Below are 18,995 nucleotides of genomic sequence, written 5' to 3'. Positions count from 1 at the left end.
GGGTACGCATCAGACCCGCCCGGCAGGAATCGTGGGACAAGGAGCGCACCAGGTGGCGTTGAAGAAGTCGGATCTCTACTCATCGCTATGGGCAAGCTGCGACCAGCTCCGTGGCGGCATGGACGCCAGCCAGTACAAGGACTACATCCTGACGCTGCTGTTCGTGAAGTACGTCTCCGACAAGGCCAGGACGGACGCCAACAGCCTTATCGAGGTACCCGCCGGCGGCTCGTTCGACGACATGCTCGCCGCCAAGGGGGACAAAGAGATCGGCGACCGCTTCAACAAGATCATCGCCCAGCTGGCCGAAGCCAACGACCTGCGTAATGTCATCGACCAGGCCGACTTCAATGACGAGGAGAAGCTCGGCAAGGGCAAGGAGATGCAGGACCGCCTCTCCAAGCTCGTGACCATCTTCAACGACCTCGACTTCCGAGGCTCACGCGCCGAAGGTGACGACCTGCTCGGCGACGCCTACGAGTACCTGATGCGCCACTTCGCCACCGAATCAGGCAAGAGCAAGGGCCAGTTCTACACCCCCGCTGAGGTCTCCCGCATCCTCGCCAAGGTCGTCGGCATCGGGCCGAAAACGCGCCAAGACCAGACCGTCTACGACCCCGCTTGTGGATCCGGCTCACTACTACTCAAAGCCGCCTCCGAAGCACTGCGCGGAATGACGATCTACGGCCAGGAAAAGGACAACGCAACCTGGGCGCTATCCAAGATGAACATGATCCTGCACGGCAACGAGATCGCCGAAATTGAAAAAGGCGACTCCATCACCAGCCCACAGTTCACTAAAGGTGACCACCTGCGGACCTTCGACTACATCGTCATGAACCCGCCGTTCTCGGTGAAGTCCTGGAACAACGGCCTCGAAAACGACTACAGCCGTTTCGAATACGGCCGCCCACCGGAGAAGAACGGCGACTACGCCTTCCTGCTCCACGCCCTCACCTCGCTCAAGAGCACGGGCAAGGCGGCGATCATCCTGCCGCACGGCGTGCTGTTCCGCGGCAACGCCGAGGCCACCATTCGGCGCAATCTTCTCAAGCGTGGCTTCATCAAGGGCGTGATTGGCCTGCCGGCCAACCTCTTCTACGGCACCGGCATCCCGGCCTGTGTGGTGATCCTCGACAAGGAGAACGCGGTCGGCCGCACGGGGGTGTTCATGATTGACGCCTCCAATGGCTTCATGAAGGACGGCAACAAGAACCGCCTCCGTAGCCAGGACATCCACAAGGTCGTCGACACCTTTAACAAGCAGATCGAGATTGACCGCTACTCACGCATGGTGCCGATGAGCGAGATCGCCGACCCGAAGAACGACTACAACCTCAACATCCCGCGCTACATCGACTCATCCGAACCCGAAGATCTGCAGGACCTTTCGGCCCACCTGCACGGCGGCATCCCTGACCGTGACCTCGACGCACTCCAAAGCTATTGGGACGCCTTCCCTCAGCTCCGCAGCCAAATCTTCACCCCGAACCGACCCGGCTACAGCGACCTGGCCATCGACGTCAGCGCCGTGCAGCAAGCCATCTTCGACGCACCCGGCTTCCATAAGCTCCAGGACGAGGCTACCGGGATTGTCGCGGATTGGTTTGCCACACAACGCGACACCCTGGCCAGCATCACTGCCGACACCACGCCGAACGAGCTCATCGCCACCATCAGCGACGACCTGCTCGCACGTTTCAAGCCGGTACCGCTACTCGACGAGTACGACGTCTACGAGCAGCTCATGACTTACTGGCACGACACCATGCACGACGACGTCTATCTGATCATGGCCGACGGCTGGCAGGGAGCCGCCAGGCCGCGCAAGACCATCGAAGACAAAGAACGCAAGCTCACCGAAACCCCCGACCTCGTGGTCGGCTCCGGCCGCAGCGCCACCAAGTACAAGATGGACCTCATCCCCCCGGCACTGATCGTTGCCCGCTACTTCGCCGATGATCAGGCGACCATCGACGACCTCACTGCAACCGCGGAAGAAGCCACCCGTGCCGTTGAGGAATACATCGAAGAACACGCCGTCGAAGACGGCCTGCTGGCCGATGCGATGGACGACGACAAGATCTCCAAAGCCCTCGTCGCCACGCGGCTGAAGAAGATCAAGACCGGCGGTGACCCCGACGAGATCAAGGCGTTGCAGCACGCCACCAAGCTGTACAACGCCGAGGCCGCCGCCAAGAAGGCCGTCAAGGACGCCCAGGCTGAGCTCGACCTCGCCACGCTCAAGAAGTACGGCGACCTGACCGAGGCCGACATCAAAACACTTGTGCTCGACGACAAGTGGAAAGCGACAGTCGTGCGCCGCGTCGTTGGTGAAGTCGAAGCGTTAACTCTCGACCTGGTAGGGAGAGTTCAGCAGCTTGGAGGGAGGTACGCTGACACGCTCGACCTCCTCGACTCTCAGCTGCGCGTACTCGAGTTGAAAGTATCTGCGCACCTGGCTGAAATGGGTATTTCGTGATGGCTGATACCCCAGAACTCACGACGCTAGCAAGCGTCGTCGCAAGGACAGGTGGCGCACTCCAAACTGGCCCATTCGGCAGCCAGCTCCACGCGAGCGACTATCAATCGACCGGCACTCCACTAGTGATGCCGGTGAACCTCGGTGACAACGAAATCCGTGAGGGTGGCATCGCACGCATTGGCGCTACCGATGTTCATAGGCTGCGTCGTCATGCATTGCGAGACGGTGACATCGTCTTTAGTCGTAGGGGTGATGTGGGACGCCGATCCCTGGTGCGCGAGAAAGAAGTAGGATGGCTATGCGGAACCGGATGTCTTGCAGCGAAATTCGGCACCGACAGGAGGGCCGTCAATCCTGCCTATGTAGCGGAGTACCTTGGGTCAAACGCAGCACAAACCTGGCTTGTCGACAATGCGGTCGGCGGAACGATGCTGAATCTCAATACGGGCATTCTGGCAGCGCTTCCTGTTCTGTTGCCACCGAAGCACGAGCAGAATCGCATCGTATCCGCGTTCGGCGACGTCCAGCAGACGATCAAGACCCTCGAACGCCTCATCGCCAAGAAGCAGGCGATCAAACAGGGCATGATGCAACAACTCCTGACTGGCCGCGCTCGTTTGCCTGGGTTTACAGATGACTGGCGGCAGTCGACTGTTGGTGCCGAATTTGATGTTCAGCTCGGGAAGATGCTGGATGCGGCGAAGAATGCGGGTGTCGTGAAACCGTACCTCGGAAATCGTGCTGTTCAGTGGGGGCGCATCGACGTCTCAGCTGCGGGAAGTGTGCCGATGACTCCGAGTGACATCCACCGCTATCGGCTGCAGGCAGGTGATCTCCTTGTGTGCGAAGGTGGCGAGGTCGGCAGAGCGGCTGTCTGGCGAAATGAATTGTCGGAGTGCTACTTCCAAAAGGCGCTTCACCGCCTTCGCCCAAGAAACGGCTACGACATACGAGTTATGCAGGCGTTGCTTGAGTTATGGTCGTCTGTCGGTTCCTTCGCTGATTATGTGACGCAGACAAGCATCGCGCATCTCCCGCGCGAGAAGTTCGTTGAGATGCCGTTGCCACTTCCATCAATCGCGGAGCAGACGGCGATCGGAGACTTGGTTGAGGATTTGGACCGTGAGATTGCCTGCGTAGACCGTCGCATCGTCAAACATCGAGCGATCAAGCAAGGCATGATGCAGCAACTCCTGACCGGCCGGACGAGGCTGTCTGGGGCGTCCGCCTCATGAGCGACGTCGGCCAGATTGAGCGCAAGGCGCAACACCGCGTCGTCGCGCTGTTTCGTGATCAGCTCGGATACGAGTACCTCGGCACCTGGGCGCACCGCGAGGGCAACTCGAACATCGAGACTGAGCTGCTGGTGCAGAACCTGCGAGCACGCGGCTACGACGACAACCTGATCAACCGTGCCCTCGACCAGGTCGGTAAGGCCGCCTCGGTTGGCGCTGGACACGGTCTCTATGAGGCGAACCGCGATGTCTATGGGCTGCTGCGCTACGGCGTGAAGGTCAAGCCCGGGGTGGGTGAGCAGACCGAGACGGTCTGGCTGATCGACTGGAAGAACCTCGACGCTAACCACTTCGTCGTGGTCGAGGAAGTCACTGTCTCGGGCCACCACACCAAGCGCCCCGATGTGGTGCTGTATGTCAACGGTCTTGCGCTGGTTACGCTGGAACTCAAACGCTCGAAAGTGGCTGTGTCCGAGGGCATCCGGCAGTCCATCGGCAACCAGAAGCCGGAGTTCATCCGCTCGTTCTTCTCGACGGTGCAGTTCGTCTTCGCCGGCAACGACGTCGAAGGGCTGCGCTACGGCGTCATCGACACACCGGAAAAGTACTGGCTGGAATGGAAAGAACCGTCCGGCGTTGAGGATCCGCTCGACCGGGCGCTGCTGCAGATGTGCAACAAGCATCGTCTACTCGAACTGACCCATAACTTCATCGTCTTCGATGCGGGCGTGAAGAAGGGGCCGCGTCACAACCAGTACTTCGGCGTCAAAGCGGCGCAGGAGCGCATCGCCAAGCGTGAGGGTGGAATCATTTGGCACACCCAGGGTTCGGGCAAGAGCTTGACGATGGTGTGGCTGGCCAAGTGGATTCGCGAGAACCAGCCCGATGCGCGGGTGCTGTTGATTACCGACCGCACCGAACTCGACGAACAGATCGAGAAGGTATTCAACGGCGTCAACGAGCAGATCTACCGCACCACGAGCGGCGCCGACCTGATCGGCACACTCAACACCAGCGAGGAATGGCTGATCTGTTCGCTGGTGCACAAGTTCCGGGCAGCCGACAGCGACGCCGACGACGAAGAGGCGACCGCCGAGTTCATCAAAGAACTGAATGCCACGGTCCCAAAGGATTTCAAGGCCAAGGGCAACATCTTCGTCTTCGTCGACGAGGCCCACCGCACCCAGTCCGGCAAGATGCACACCGCCATGAACGCGCTGCTGCCCGAGGCGATGTTCATCGGCTTCACCGGCACCCCGCTACTCAAGGCCGACAAGGCCACCAGCATCGAAACTTTCGGCTCGTTCATCCACACCTACAAGTTCGATCAAGCCGTCGCTGACGGCGTCGTGCTCGACCTGCAATACGAGGCCCGCAACATCGACCAGGACCTGATGTCACCTGAGCAGGTCGACAAGTGGTTCGAGGTCAAGACGAAGGGCATGACTGACCTGTCCAAGGCTGAACTCAAAAAGCGTTGGGGCACCATGCAAAAGGTCGTCTCCAGTGAGCCGCGCGCCAAGCAGATCGTCAACGACATCCTGCTCGACATGGAGACCAAACCCCGCCTGATGGACAGGCGCGGCAACGCCATGCTTGTCGGCTCCAGCATCTACCAGGCCTGCAAATTCTACGAGCTGTTCAGTAACGCCGGCTTTAAGGGCAAGTGCGCCATCGTCACCAGCTACATCCCCAATGCCGGCGACATCGCCAAAGAAGACTCCGGCGAAGGCAAGACCGAGAAGATCCGTCAGTACGACATCTACCGCAGGATGCTGGCCGACTACTTTGATGAACCCGAAGACACCGCCGTCGGCAAAGTCGAAGAGTTCGAGAAAGCAGTCAAGAAGGAGTTCATCGAGAACCCTGGCCAGATGCGCCTACTGATCGTGGTCGACAAACTGCTCACCGGCTTCGACGCCCCGAGCGCTACCTACCTTTACATCGACAAGAAGATGAGCGATCACGGCCTCTTCCAAGCCATCTGCCGTGTCAATCGCCTCGACGGCGATGACAAAGACTACGGCTACATCGTTGACTACCAGGATCTGTTCAACTCGCTGGAAGACGCGATCACCGACTACACCTCCGGCGCCCTGGACGGCTACGAGAAGAACGACATCGAAGGGCTGCTCTCCGATCGTATCGAGAAGGCCCGCGAGAACCTCGACGAAGCCCTCGAACGGATCCGCGCTCTAGTCGAACCCGTTGCGCCACCGAAGAACACGCTGCAATACCAGCAATACTTCTGTGCCGCGGAGCAGGGTAACGCCGAGCAGTTGAAGGCCAACGAGCCCAAGCGTGTCGAGCTGTACAAGTCGGTCGCCGCCGTCACCCGCGCCTACGCCAACCTCGCCAACGACATGACCGCCGCTGGCTACACCGCGGCCGAGGCCGAGGCGATCAAGGCCGAGATCGCGCTCTACGTCGATGTGCGCGCTGAGGTGAAACTGGGTGCGGGCGAGGATGTCGACTTCAAGCAGTACGAGGCAGGGATGCGGTTCCTGCTCGACACCTACATCCAGGCCGGCGCCTCAGAAGTCGTGTCCAATTTCGAGGACTCGGGCCTGATCGATCTGATCGTGAAGCTCGGCGCGGGAGCAATCGACAAGCTACCGGCCGGGATCAAGAACGACCCCGAGGCGGTCGCCGAGACGATCACCAACAACATGCGCAAGGTGATCATCGACGAGCACGCGATGAACCCGAAGTACTACGACAAGATGAGCGAGTTGCTCGACGCCATCATCGAGCAGCGTCGCCAGAAGGCCATCGACTACCGGGAGTTCCTGGCCAAGCTGCTCGACGCCGCCAAGAAGCTCGGCAGTAAGGAATCCGACACCAAATACCCAGACTGGGCCGACAACGGCGCACGCCGCGCCTTGATCGACTTCGGATGGCCCGACCCGACGTTGCCCATCAGGGTGGACACCGCGATCCTGACCAGCAAACCGCACGACTGGGTGGGCAACACGATGAAAGAGAAGGTCGTCAAGAGAGCAATCAGCCGCACCCTTCCTGACGATTTCGACCGGCTCGATGAACTGTTTGAACTGGTGAAGGCGCGCGATGAGTACCGCTAATGCCTACCTGACCATCCGCGGCATTGACGTCGACGTGATCTACAAGGACATCAAGAACCTGCACATCGGTGTCTATCCACCGATGGGTCGAGTGCGTGTGGCGGCGCCACGCCGGCTCGATGACGATCAAGTGCGTCTGGCTGTCATCCAGCGGCTGTCGTGGATCAAACGCCAACGTGCGCAACTCCGTTCGACCGACCGGCAGTCTGAGCGCGAGATGGTCACCGGGGAATCCCATTACGTCTGGGGTGTGCGCCGCCGACTCAAAGTCGTTGAGCGGCTGGGCCGTGCCCACGTGGAGGTCGACGGTGATCGACTGATCCTGTACGTCTCGCCTGACCGTAACGCCGAGCAGCGCCGCGCAGTGCTCGACACCTGGTACCGGACGCAGTTGCGCGAGGCGCTCCCCGGTTTGATCTCGACCTGGGAATCAAAGCTCGACACACAGGTACCGGACTGGATTATCCGTCGCATGCGCACCAAATGGGGAACCTGCAACCGCGAAACCCGGCGACTGACGTTCAATGTCGAGCTCGCCAAGAAACATCCAGACTGCTTGGAGTACATCGTTGTTCACGAGATGATGCACTACTTCGAGCGCAACCACGGCGAACGATTCACCAAGCTCATGGATGATGCGATGCCCGACTGGCGTACGCGCCGCGATCGACTCAACGATAGTCCGCTGGCCAATGAGAAATGGGAGCAGTAACCAGATGGCTGAACCGACCCCAGGTGCCCACTGGATTCGAGCTGCGCTGCAGGTGAATCCGTATGCGTACAAGGGGAAGAACGAGCCTTCGAAATCGTTCGTGGCAGAGTCGGACTACAACACAGCTCTGCTCGACGAGTGTGAAAGCCTCGGCATCAACTTAATCGCCATCACGGACCACTGGTGCGTTGATAGTGCGAACGGCCTCCTTGCGGCAGCCACAGATCGAGGCATCGTCGCATTGCCCGGGTTCGAGGCGAACTCGTCGGAAGGCGTCCACATCCTGGTCATCTTTGAAGCCGGTACCCAACTATCCAAGGTCAATGCGGCGATTGGTGCTTGTGGCGTTCAGCCTGGATGTCCGAATGGTACGACGGGCCATGCTTTCACGGACATCCTTGAGAAGATGACCGACCTCGGTGCGATGGTCATTCCAGCACATATCAACGTGCCGAACAGCGGCATGCTGACCGGCCGTTCCGGGCCTCCGTTGATCGTGATGGTGAAGGATCCGAACCTGCACGCAGTTGCGATCACGCCAAGTCAAGCTGACGGGACTGACCAGGAACTCATCGTCAGAGGACGGAAGCCTTACGACCGGCGCCATCCCCTTGCGGTAATCCATGCCGACGACATCGTGCACCCGGATCAGCTGAGAACCGACGGGGCAACATCGTGGTTCAAGGTGAGCGACTCGCGCATGGAGAGTCTGAAGCTCGCGGTTCGCACACCTGAGACTCGTGTTGCGCTTGCCGATCCGACCGGGCCACCCCGTGCTCTGCTCAAGCAGATCAGCTGGATCGGCGGGTTCCTTGACGGTGTCACGGTCCCGATCGCTAGCGATCTCCACTGCCCTCATCGGTGGTCGCGGCACTGGCAAGTCGACAGTGATTGAGAGCTTGCGGTACACGCTCGGGCTCGAGCCGATAGGCAAAGAGGCGAAAGCTGACCACAAAGCGATCGTCGAAAAGGTCCTGCGTTCGGGGACAATTGTGAGGATTGAGGTCGAGACCGTTTCACCCACCCCGCGGCGTTTCACCGTCGAACGCGTCGTGCCCAATCCCCCCGTCGTGCGCGATACGAGCGGTACCGCCACTAACCAGCAGCCAGTAGATGTCGCGGGGTTGGTCGAGGTGTTCGGCCAGCACGAGTTGGCGGAGTTGGCGAGTCGCCCCGAAAGTGTCGCCGACATGCTCCATCGGTTTGAAGGTACGGGTGGCACGGACGATGAACACAGGCTGGTCCTTGAACAGCTCGCAGCGAACCGACAACAACTGCAGCACACCGAAGACGCGCGCACAAAGCTCAAAGATCAGCTCGCTGATATCCCGCGTCTGGACGAGCAGGTGCAGCAGTTCAAGGAAACCGATGTTGCAACGCGGCTCAAGGATTTGCAGCGTCTAGATCGAGACGAATCGGTGTTCAGCGAAGCTGCAGTTCGGACGAGTGCCGCTACCGAAGCACTCAGTGAGCTCGTCAACCCGCAGCTTGAAGCGACGTTGGTTGCCGACTATGAGGGCTTGGACGACTCTCCGCACCAGCTGACGCTTCAGCGCGCTACTTCAGCAACTGTTGGGTTGGCATCGAAGCTCAAGGAAGTCGCGGACGCCGCAATAGCTGCTATCACCGCGGCAGAGGCCGAAATCAGTGCTGCGAAAGCAGATTGGCACTCCGCCGTAGAGGATGAAAGGATCGAACACGCTGAAGTTCTTCGCAAGCTCCACGATGAGGGTTTAGAACCAGATAAGTACCTTGATACATCTAAGGCCCTCGATGACCTCAAGGCGAAGGAACCCCGCCTCTCAAGTTACGACGAAACGCTGAGAACCCTACTGGGTGAACGCGATAAGCTTCTGGGTCAACTCGCGGAGCATGAGCGGAAGCAAGCTGAGAGCCTGCACGAGGCCGTACGTGCGGCGAATGCCGCCACGGGCGGCGTCGTGGTCGTTCGCCCTATAGCCGCCCCAGACCGTAGCGACATCACCCAGGTTATTACGAATCGAGTCTCGGGCGCGCGAACGCAGATTATGGCGGCCGTTACCGCTGCCGATTACTCACCTCGAACATTCGTTACCGCTGTTCGCCGCGGGTCCGCCGAATTGGAGAAGCTGAACATCCGTGGCGCACAGGCAGCAAACTTGATAAGCGCCGGTGAACCACTGTTGCGTGAGTTGGAAGAGATGGCAGTCGGACACGCGGTCGAGGTGCTCCTCGACATCTCGTCAAACGGCGGTCAGCGCGAGCTCAGGACCATGGAGGAACTCTCAAAGGGCCAGCGTGCTACGGCTCTGCTCCTACTCTTGCTGGGCGCGTCGACCGCACCGCTCGTCATCGATCAGCCGGAGGACGATCTCGACAACCGCTTCATCTACGACGGAGTTGTAGCGCACCTACGCAAGCTCAAGGGCGTTCGGCAGATCATCGCCAGTACGCACAACGCGAATGTTCCTGTGCTTGGTGATGCCGAATTGATTGTCGCGCTCCAAGGCGATGGGCAGCACGGCAAGCCGGCGGCAGACGGTATCGGATCATTGGACGACGCGGCCATCAGAGCACATGCAGAGAACATCCTCGAGGGCGGACCAGCAGCCTTCAACGCCCGCCACCATCTCTATGGCTTCTGACCCCAGCACGGCGAGGCCAAACCGCCCACCGGGGCAGTACCGAGAAAATCCAACCGTTTCGTTGCGGCGCCATTGTTGGTGAGGGTCGCGTCCGAAAGTGGGTGTAAAAAGCACCGGCCGGTTCGCAGCTTCGTCGTGAGCATACGGGTTGGGGGACTCAAGCGACAGGCCTCTTGCGGCTGCCGCTGATGGTGTCGGGGACAACGGGCAGCGGGTTCGGTAGCTTGGCTGCGGAATGCTTTGGCACGCCCAGGGCTGATGCGGTAGGTCCCAGAGATGCTCAGCTGGAGAGGGTTTGGGCGGCGTCGGTCAGTACGTTGAACGCGGCGTCGAGGCGGTCTTGGCGGCGGCGGTTGGGTTCGTGGTTGGCTTCGGCGGCCACGAACCCGATCAGCTCTTCGAGGTCGTCGGCATTGGTCAGTAAGGCAGCGCCGTTTGGGTGGGCGCGCATGCCATACACCAGTCGCTCGCAGTCGGGGTCAAGCAGCATCAGGTCGCGTAACACGGCGGCGGTCTTGTCGCTGACGATGACCTCCTCGAGGGCGTCGGCAAGGCTGAGTCCGCGGCGGCGCAGGTCGTATGGGGAATCTGCCCAGTTGCTGATCACCCCCTCGTCGTCGCAGACGCTGCACGACCATCGGATCGGCGCCGATGCCTCGGCCGAGGCGATGGCGATGGTCATCCGTCCGGGGCAGCGTCGGTGGGCCGGTCGGCGCCGACACGGCAATGCCGATACCCACCGATCACCGACCTCGCCGGCGGTGCCCGCCCGGACTATGTCGCCCAAGTGCTGCGCGAGGCGCCGCGCGGGACCCGAAGCGTCGTGCGGCATGTCGAGGAAGTGATGCAGATCAGCGACCAACACGTCGCCACACTGTACCGGCGCCCAGCCACGGCGTTCTTGCATACCGATTGTCGGCGGCCCTGCCTACGATCATGGGTCGTGATGCTGCGATGTACCGCCAGGGTGTTGGCGCTGCTGGGGGTGTCTGAGCCGGCCATCGGCGAAGCCTGCGCGACCGACTGGTATGCCCACATGGTCTGGATCGACCGACGCAAATGCCTGCTGGTGACCCACGCCGGGACCTTGTTCTCGGTGTTCATGCCCAACGTCACCGCCGCGGGGTTGCGCCCGATCGGCCCGCCGGTCGTCTCGGCGATCCAGGCCGCGCTGCACGCCGAAGGCCTGCCCGTGGATACGCTGGGCGATCTTGATCCCCAGCAGGTGGCCGTGGCCAAGACCGCTGACCGTCGCATTCTGGGCACCATCAACGACCTCGCGTTTACCACCGAACACGTCATCGCCACCGCTGGCGGCCTGGCCCGCTGCGACATCGACGCACTGCACCACGGCCTGCATCGCACCATCAACAGCATCACCGGCTACATCCCACCGATCGACCTGGTCACGGCAAGCCGTCAAGACCAGCGGTAATAGAGCCGTCCTCCTGCCTGAGCGGAGGTGTCGGTTCCAGTCGGAAACTGAACCCGGCGAAGCAACACAGGGTCGCTACGCGGTGGCCGAAATGGGATCTGCGGGGTCGGTGTCGCCACTCGTGGCGGAGGGCGGCGGCCGCAGTTCACGGGGTGGGTCGAGCAGTGATCGGCGTAGGTCTTGGAGCAATCGGGTGCCGACCGGTGTCATGGTCAGGCCGCGCCAACCGGCCGAGGCGCGGTCGAGTACGGCCCACACCAGGCTGATGGCGCTGGTCTCGCCGGGGAATCGGCCGATGACCTTGGTCCGTCGCTTGGTCTCCCCAAACGAGCGCTCAATAAGATTCGAATGCCGAACGCGCCCATGGTGTTCGACCGGGAATCGCAGATAGGCGGTCAACCCTGCTTTGTCGGTGAGCAGGATCCGCATCGCTGCCGGGTAGAGGTCGCAGTATTTGGCGGCGAACGCCTCGATCCGCTTGTCGATGATCTCGACCAGCCCAGGCCCCGGTTCAACCGTCAGATCGGTGGTATCGAAGATGGCCCAGTAGCCGTCGCGGACCTCGGCATGCATCCCGGTGGGAATCTTGGCGAGCACGTTGCGAAGTCGATGAATAAGACATCTCTGGCGCAACGCTTTTGGGTAGATCTGTTCAATGGCCGCGATCAGGCCCTTGGCGCCGTCGGAGACGACCAGCAGCGGAGTGCCAAGGCCGCGCTCGCCCAGATCGGTCAGGAAGTCGGCCCACGCGTCGGTCGACTCGCCGGTCCCGGGCGCCAACCCGACGAACACCGGCTTGCCCTCGGTGGTGATGCCCCAGGCGGCCAGCACCGGCTCGGCCGGCGACCCCGGATGCATCCGAAAGAAGCTCGCGTCCAAAAACAGGTAATCCAGCGTGATCTCGTCAAGTCGACGACGCGCCCACGCCTGGTACTCGGCTCGGATCGCCTTACACACTTCCGAGACCGTGGATTTGGAGATCGCGGCCTGATCGCCGAGTGTTTCGGCGAGGGTGGCCTGCACGTCGCGCACCGACAGCCCACGGACGAACGAGGCGATCACCAGCGTCTCCAGGGCGTTGGTTCTCGTGACGTGCTTGCCGAACAACCGCGACGCGAACGCTGCGGTGGCGCCGCGCAGCTTCGGCCGCTCCAACGTAACCGGCCCAGTGGTGGTCTTGACCGTCACCGGCCGATACCCGTTGCGTGAGCCGCCGTTAGCGTCGGGACAGTCCGCGGCGCGTTGGTAGCGTTCGCGACCGAGGAACTCGGTGACCTCGGCCTCCAGGGCCGCCTGCATCAACAGTTGAGCGCCCAGACGGGCGACTTCTTCGAGGGTCTCCGAAAGATCCCGATCCTCGGCAAACAGAGCGTCGATCTTGGTGCGGATGCGATCGGTAGCTGATACTCGAACAGGCACGGGCGTGACTCCTTCTTCGCAGACTTGCAGGTCGTGAAGCGGAACCTACGCCCGTGCTCCCCATTTACACCGGATCCCGGACACGACCTTGGTGAGTCCGATGCGAAGTAGCCAGGTGATCCAAACGAGCTGCCTGATTCCCGGTTCGATCCGACGATTGCCAACGAGAGGGGTGCGACACGCTGGGGGGCTCGCACGTTGGCACGTGCAACACGCCGAAACCCTGTACGGAACCGCCCTACTCCGTGGGGCAGACCTCGGCGAACGACCTGAACGCCAACCTGGCCTACCCGACGTTGGACAAGAGGATCGCTGACACGTACGCGAAGAGGTCGACGGCGACCTTGAAGAACAGCCTGTACGACTCTTACCTGCGGGCGTTCCGGTGGGCCACCGACCGCGTGGGTGACCACGGCGTCGTCGCGTACGTCTCAAACGGCGGCTGGATCGACGGCAACACAGCCGACGGCATCCGCCTGTCCCTGGCCGACGAGTACAGCCGGATCTACGTCTACAACCTCCGCGGGAACCAGCGCACCTCCGGGGAGCTCTCCCGCAAGGAGGGCGGCAAGGTGTTCGGCTCTGGCAGCCGCAACACCGTCGCCATCTTCATCGGCGTGAAGAACCCCGCCTACACCGGTCCGTGCGTGGTCCAGTACCGCGACATAGGCGACTACCTGACTCGCGAGCGGAAACTGGAGATCGTCGCGGGTGGTGATCTCGAATCTGTTGAGTGGCAGCCGATCACGCCGAACAAGCACGGCGACTGGGTCAGTCAACGCAGCGAAGAGTTCGCAGCATGGCCCGCGATCGGCGACAAAGACGGGGGGACCAGGGTGTTCGGTGTCCACTCCGCGGGGCTGAAAACCAGCCGCGACTCCTGGTGCTACAACTTCTCTCGCCTGGCCCTGGAAGCGAACATTGTGAGAACCACCGCGTACTACAACGACGAGGTGGCACGGATCGCGACGTTGCGTCTGCGTGACGGCGCGTCTGCCACCGTTGAGGAGCTGATTCGCCCGGACTCGACCCAATTCAGCTGGGACCGTGTGAACAAGCGACAGGTGATGCAGGGCACGCGCATCGAGTACAACGCAGAGGGCCTGCGAGTCGGGTCCTATCGGCCGTTCGAGAAGATGCACGTCTACTTCGACCCCAAGCAGCAGCTAAACAACACCACCTACCAGCTGCCGTCCATGTTCCCCACACCGCACCATGAGAACGTGGGCATCCTGCTGACCGGATCGGCCTCCCACTTCGAGTTCACACCGTTCATGACGGATCGGTTGCCCAACCTGCACCTACTCGACACAGGTCAGTTCTTCCCGCGCTGGACGTACACCTCGGCTGAAGCGGATGGCACCCTTGATCTCGACACCGGCGAGATTGACGAGTACGGCTACCGGCGCGTCGACAACATCACCAACAAGATCCTCGCGCTATACCAGGAGGCGATCGGAGGCCAGGTCACCAAGGACGACATCTTCTTCTACGTCTACGGCTTGCTGCACGACCCCATCTACCGCGAGACCTACGCGGCGGACCTGAAGAAGATGCTGCCGCACATCCCGACGCCGGACTCCCACGCGCGCTTCGAGCAGCTCACCGCTGCTGGCCGTAAGTTGTCCGATCTTCACATTCGCTACGAGACCGTCGAGCCGTATCCCTTGGACGTGCAACTCAAAGCAGGCACCGATCCGAAGGCCAGTGAGACCTGGCGCGTGACCAAGATGAAGTGGGCCAAGTGCAAGGATCCCGATTCCGGCAAGAGCGTCGACGACCACACGAAGCTGATCTACAGCGCCAAGGTGACGATCGCCGGTATCCCGGAGGAAGCCGAGCGGTACATGCTCGGTCCTCGTTCGGCGCTCTCCTGGATCATCGACCGTTACCAGGTGAGGACCGACAAACCGTCCGGCATCACGAACGATCCGAACGACTGGTGCGATGAGCACGACGACCCGAAGTACATCGTCGACCTGATCGCGAAGGTCACCACGGTCGCGGTCGAGACGATGAAGATCGTGGACAGCCTGGCCGAGAGCGCGGATGGCTGACCTCGGTACAGCGCTGCTATCGGGCGGGTTCGGTCTGTTTGGTGCACTCATCGGTGCATTCAGCGCCCAAATCGCGTCGCGCAGAACGCGGGAGGCGGACCGCCGGAAGCGCACCTGTCACGTCCTTGCAGATGGCGCTGGCCATCACGACGGAGATCAGTCCAGGCATCGCTTGTCTGTCCGGGCGCGCGTGATCACCTGCATTCGTCCGCCCCGCAGGATCAACAGGTCGTCAACTCTCCGCATAGCCGGGTCGACCGCCTCGGATGGCGCTGGTGGCACCTCCGCGTCACGGTCCAGCACTAGATTCGTGCGTTTAGCGGGTTGAGACCTGCGCCGGCCGCTGGGGTGGCGGGTCGTCGGACACGGCGGCGGGAAGGCCGGCGAACGCGAGTGCGACCAGCAGCAGGACGCCGATAGCGGTGGCCACCTCGTCGCTACGTCGCCAACCGACAATCAGAAAGCAGACGGCGATCCCGGCCACGAGGATGAGGAGGAGTGCGATCATGCTCATGGCCTGGATAGTCACACACTTTTAGGACACGGCGGCCAACGTCTAGCCCCCACCCCGGCTGTGGAGAACCTTGAGCCGCCACCAGCCCCTCACCGCGGTTGACCGGCGGTTACTCCCGTACGTCGTGCACCCAAAATGCGCTCACCAGCGCTTTCCCTGGACTCGCTGCGGGAATGATAATTCTCGTCGGTCACCGCCGATAAACCGCGAGTGACTGTGCTCCGGTCCGTGATCGACGCCGGAACCGCGTCCGCCGGCTCCGGTCCCGGCGCGCACCGAGCGGCGCCGCGTGCCCCATAGTGGCTGGTCAGAAGTATGTCACGTCCTGTTCCCGGATAGGGACCGGAATGTTGAACGGATGGTCGGTGTTCTGCATCGCAACGGGTTGCACTTACAAGTGACACCCCCTAGCCTGGTTAAAAGATGAAGGAGGTGCACCGTGACCGCTACGTTGCAGCGCTCGATTGTGGTCGAGCAGCAGGCGGTTGAACAGGCCAAAGAGGCTGAGCGACGGATCGAACACTCCGATGCCCTCGCAGTCCTGCCCGTCAGCGGCAAACCGATCAAGCTTCCCCGTGAACTGGCTGACCTACTGGGCCAGATCATCTCCACGGTTTCGGCCGGAGGCACGGTCACCGTGGGCATGCTCCCCGCAGAGCTGACCACGACTGAAGCTGCAGGACAGCTTGGGGTGTCGCGGACGACGCTGATGAAAATGATCCGGCGCGGCGACATCGAAGCACACAGAGTCGGAAGCCACGCACGTCTGCACGCCGAGGATGTCCAAAAGTTCCGTGAGCGTAGACGCGCGCAGCAGCTGGCAGCTCTGTCTGCGCTCCGGGATCTCGATGAGGAAATGGGCCTGGACACTTAGCAGTTCAGCAGTTCAGGCATCCGGTACGGTCCCACCTATGCCCGTGGCACGTGTGCTGATCGATGCCAACGTGATCTATTCGAGGACGCTGCTCGACTGGGTCAGCATGCTTAGCGTCTACGGGAACATGTACGAGGTCGTGTGGACCGAGGATGTGCTTGCGGAAGCGAGATATCACCTCCGCAAGGACAAACCCGAGATCTCTGACGGGTACCTGACGAAGCGGTTCGACCGCATCCGCGAGCTCTTCCCTGACGGCCGGATCGACGGCTTTGAGATCACCAACCGCGATCACCCGGATCGCCACGATTGGCATGTCGTGAATGCAGCCGCCTCTGGCGGTGTCGGCTACCTCGTGACTGACGATGCCAAGTTTGAGCGCCTGGCAGGAAACGACGACCTCGAGTTCGAGACGCACACCGCCGACACTTTCTTGACCCTGGTCGACGACTCTTCGCCGGGACTGGTCCGGCGGGTAACCGCCGAACAGCATGCGTATTGGAGCGCCAAACCCGGGCACCGGCCGCTTCCTTACGCTCTCAGCCTGGCCGGAGCACCCGAGTTCGCAGACAGGGTTCAGCAGCGGCTTCAAGAGCTGTTCGGATAGCGGGCGACGACACACACCCGCACCGTGGACACCTCAGTCTGCGCTGCCGCAGCAGGCTCATGGTGAACGCGTTCGGTGATGCGGTGGCTTCCGCTACCGAAGGTTCCCAGTACAAGGTGTCGCCCACCAAGCGGGGTTCAACATCGAACTCGACAGCGTCAACGCGAAGTAGTGGGAGCTCCACGACCGCGCCGGTCTGCAGTCCAGTTTTCGCTGGCGAGTACGCGAGCATGCGTCGTACTGCACGATCACCGACCGCCAGGTACGGAGGGCGGCCGACGCGCCGCTGCCCGAAGATGCGGCAGCTGCGGCGGGGCTCAGTACACAGGGTCTACCCGGGTTCGCAGACGTGGCCAGTTAGGGTCGGTCAACGCTTGCCGCATCCACGCACCCTCGGGCAGCGCTTCGATCGCACCGATTGCCTCGGTATCGCCGCGTTTGGCCCGCTTGACGATCGCAATCTGAGCGGGAATGTTGTTCGGAATCTCGAAAGCCATATCGGAGAGCATGTGCCGGCTTGTCGTTCGCGACCCTGAGCGGCGCGGTCAGCATGTCCCTGCACCACCGTCGTCGCACATCAGGATCGACCCGGGCTCGGCCTGGATCCGCGCAATTACCTCTCGCTGCTGCGGATTGAGCATGTCGGCGGTGTAGCCCTCCATGGCCAGCGCCCACCACACGGTGCGGTTGATGGCGCAGTCCGGGCAAACGCGCGGGCCGATCACACCGAACTGGCCCATCCGCGGCGGGTAATCCCATCCAGCAGCGAACGCTGCCTCCGAGTCGAGGATCGCCTCGGTCCCACACGCCTCGCAGATATGACGGAGTCGCATGGGCCGGGATGGTAACGGCGCGCCGCGGCCCCTGGAAGGCGGTGGCGCGGTGGGCGGCGGGCTGCACATATCTTTTGACATCGCGGCGTCCATGCGCGCGATCGCACGCAGCTGCATAACTTCTTGCGCATCGTGCGATGTGCAATCCGCATCTTATGCTACGCATTGCGTTACGCTGCGTCACATGGAGAATCTGCTTGAGTTGATCAATCGGATCCTGGACGCACGCGATGAGACAGTGACAGCGTTCGCCGACCGCATCGGCGTGAACCGACTCACCGTGACTCGATGGAAGGCGAGCCTCCCCGCCCCGGAGACGCTGCGCCGCATTGCGGCTGACCTCGCCATCCCGTACTCCCACGTCATGATGTCCGCGCTGGCATCCGCCGGCTACGCGACGTGCCCGGCCGATCTGCTCGCCGGCCAGCAGGTGCGCGTCATCACCCGCTGCGGCGACCCGTTTGACGAACCCGCGGGCGCCACCGTCGACGCGATGTTCACTGACCCGGCACGCGCGAGCGAGTACCTGCGCGTGGCTAGCGCCATCGCACCCGATGCGGATATCGAGGAATCCGTCGTCACCATCGACAGCACCGAAATACCCGACACCGTACGCGTTTTCACCACGGTTTGGTCGAGCCGAACCGACCAAATACACCAGCCAGTGACGCTGTGTGGCTCTCGTCCTGCGCGCCTGCAGGACCGTGAAGTGACCGATGTACAGGCCACCGCGCTGGCCGATTCCGATCTGGTTTTCTCATTGCAGGTCGACAGTCTCACCGCCGAAGCCGGCCGCACTGCGCTCATGGCTGTGATCGACACGCTGCGCAGGCAGGGCCGCCTGTTGCCGCCGGGGGTCGATCCCTATCCCGGGCTCTCCCGCTCGGTGGCATATGCGCTGAACGCCGCCAATCGATCCGCACCCCAGGCGATGCCGTCCCCGGGCCCAATATTTGGGGGCGCTGCACTGCAGACAGTGCCGTCGACGTTCGCCGGCGCGCGCAGCTACGACAGCGACGCGGCGGCTAGTGGCCAGCAAGATCCATCAGCAGTCTGGCCAGCAACCCGGCAGTTCTTCGTCGACCTACCTGGATAGCAGCTGCACGCAGTGACCGCG

Annotated in this window: 15 protein-coding genes and 1 pseudogene; 11 read left to right on the top strand and 5 right to left on the bottom strand. The window is 61.9% G+C overall.

Annotated elements, in window-relative coordinates; genetic code table 11:
• The first annotated feature begins 52 nt into the window (after positions 1 to 52).
• Genes ACNQR1_RS18525 through ACNQR1_RS18500 form a run of 6 tightly spaced genes read left to right on the top strand, consistent with a single transcriptional unit; the run spans position 53 to position 10,139 of the window.
• Complete coding sequence (locus ACNQR1_RS18525; protein WP_082131833.1) at positions 53 to 2,482, top strand: type I restriction-modification system subunit M; 2,430 nt, start codon at positions 53 to 55, stop codon at positions 2,480 to 2,482.
• Positions 2,482 to 3,720: a restriction endonuclease subunit S gene (locus ACNQR1_RS18520; protein WP_131721835.1), complete on the top strand. Its 1,239-nt coding sequence runs from the start codon at positions 2,482 to 2,484 to the stop codon at positions 3,718 to 3,720. The genes ACNQR1_RS18525 and ACNQR1_RS18520 overlap by 1 nt, the downstream gene beginning before the upstream one ends.
• A complete protein-coding gene (locus tag ACNQR1_RS18515; RefSeq protein WP_047036607.1) occupies positions 3,717 to 6,803 on the top strand; it encodes a type I restriction endonuclease subunit R in 3,087 nt (1,028 codons plus the stop codon). The genes ACNQR1_RS18520 and ACNQR1_RS18515 overlap by 4 nt, the downstream gene beginning before the upstream one ends.
• Positions 6,790 to 7,515, top strand: coding sequence for a M48 family metallopeptidase (locus ACNQR1_RS18510; protein ID WP_047036609.1), 726 nt, complete (start codon positions 6,790 to 6,792; stop codon positions 7,513 to 7,515). Before ACNQR1_RS18515 ends, ACNQR1_RS18510 begins: the two co-directional genes overlap by 14 nt.
• A 4-nt stretch (positions 7,516 to 7,519) precedes the next feature.
• Positions 7,520 to 8,410, top strand: coding sequence for a hypothetical protein (locus tag ACNQR1_RS18505; protein WP_418047422.1), 891 nt, complete (start codon positions 7,520 to 7,522; stop codon positions 8,408 to 8,410).
• Positions 8,403 to 10,139: a hypothetical protein gene (locus ACNQR1_RS18500; protein WP_418047421.1), complete on the top strand. Its 1,737-nt coding sequence runs from the start codon at positions 8,403 to 8,405 to the stop codon at positions 10,137 to 10,139. The genes ACNQR1_RS18505 and ACNQR1_RS18500 overlap by 8 nt, the downstream gene beginning before the upstream one ends.
• Positions 10,140 to 10,419: 280 nt before the next feature.
• Here ACNQR1_RS18500 and ACNQR1_RS18495 read toward each other — a convergent pair whose 3' ends face one another.
• Positions 10,420 to 11,004 carry a hypothetical protein gene (locus ACNQR1_RS18495; protein WP_047036822.1) on the bottom strand — a complete coding sequence of 195 codons (585 nt, stop codon included), beginning with the start codon at positions 11,002 to 11,004 and terminating at the stop codon, positions 10,420 to 10,422.
• 81 nt (positions 11,005 to 11,085) lie between these two features.
• Between ACNQR1_RS18495 and ACNQR1_RS18490 the strand changes: the two genes are divergently transcribed.
• A complete protein-coding gene (locus ACNQR1_RS18490; RefSeq protein WP_047036611.1) occupies positions 11,086 to 11,574 on the top strand; it encodes a DUF6933 domain-containing protein in 489 nt (162 codons plus the stop codon).
• 75 nt (positions 11,575 to 11,649) lie between these two features.
• Here ACNQR1_RS18490 and ACNQR1_RS18485 read toward each other — a convergent pair whose 3' ends face one another.
• A complete protein-coding gene (locus ACNQR1_RS18485) occupies positions 11,650 to 12,993 on the bottom strand; it encodes an IS256 family transposase (protein WP_052773184.1) in 1,344 nt (447 codons plus the stop codon).
• Positions 12,994 to 13,226: 233 nt separating this feature from the next.
• On the opposite strand from ACNQR1_RS18485, the pseudogene ACNQR1_RS18480 reads away from it, so the two are divergent.
• Positions 13,227 to 15,050 (top strand): annotated as a pseudogene (locus ACNQR1_RS18480) (type ISP restriction/modification enzyme); the annotation flags it as partial.
• Between the two features lie 316 nt (positions 15,051 to 15,366).
• On the opposite strand, the gene ACNQR1_RS18475 reads toward ACNQR1_RS18480, so the two are convergent.
• Positions 15,367 to 15,564 carry a hypothetical protein gene (locus tag ACNQR1_RS18475; protein ID WP_047036612.1) on the bottom strand — a complete coding sequence of 66 codons (198 nt, stop codon included), beginning with the start codon at positions 15,562 to 15,564 and terminating at the stop codon, positions 15,367 to 15,369.
• A gap of 439 nt (positions 15,565 to 16,003) precedes the next feature.
• On the opposite strand from ACNQR1_RS18475, the gene ACNQR1_RS18470 reads away from it, so the two are divergent.
• Positions 16,004 to 16,438 (top strand): helix-turn-helix domain-containing protein, encoded by a 435-nt coding sequence (locus ACNQR1_RS18470; RefSeq protein ID WP_019349036.1) that lies wholly within the window; start codon positions 16,004 to 16,006, stop codon positions 16,436 to 16,438.
• Between the two features lie 43 nt (positions 16,439 to 16,481).
• Positions 16,482 to 17,045 carry a PIN domain-containing protein gene (locus tag ACNQR1_RS18465; RefSeq protein WP_131721836.1) on the top strand — a complete coding sequence of 188 codons (564 nt, stop codon included), beginning with the start codon at positions 16,482 to 16,484 and terminating at the stop codon, positions 17,043 to 17,045.
• A 317-nt stretch (positions 17,046 to 17,362) separates the two neighbouring features.
• Here ACNQR1_RS18465 and ACNQR1_RS18460 read toward each other — a convergent pair whose 3' ends face one another.
• Both ACNQR1_RS18460 and ACNQR1_RS18455 read right to left on the bottom strand, forming a co-directional pair.
• The gene (locus ACNQR1_RS18460; RefSeq protein WP_047036614.1) at positions 17,363 to 17,542 is read right to left on the bottom strand and encodes a hypothetical protein; all 180 of its coding nucleotides are present in this window, start codon (positions 17,540 to 17,542) and stop codon (positions 17,363 to 17,365) included.
• A gap of 48 nt (positions 17,543 to 17,590) precedes the next feature.
• A complete protein-coding gene (locus ACNQR1_RS18455; RefSeq protein WP_047036615.1) occupies positions 17,591 to 17,878 on the bottom strand; it encodes a hypothetical protein in 288 nt (95 codons plus the stop codon).
• Here ACNQR1_RS18455 and ACNQR1_RS18450 point away from each other — a divergent pair.
• The gene (locus ACNQR1_RS18450; protein ID WP_131721837.1) at positions 17,877 to 18,974 is read left to right on the top strand and encodes a hypothetical protein; all 1,098 of its coding nucleotides are present in this window, start codon (positions 17,877 to 17,879) and stop codon (positions 18,972 to 18,974) included. The genes ACNQR1_RS18455 and ACNQR1_RS18450 overlap by 2 nt on opposite strands.
• Positions 18,975 to 18,995 lie beyond the last annotated feature (21 nt).

Source organism: Mycobacterium sp. 48b (assembly GCF_048282725.1).
Classification (GTDB): Bacteria; Actinomycetota; Actinomycetes; order Mycobacteriales; family Mycobacteriaceae; genus Mycobacterium.
This window is presented reverse-complemented; position numbering and strand designations above follow the sequence as displayed.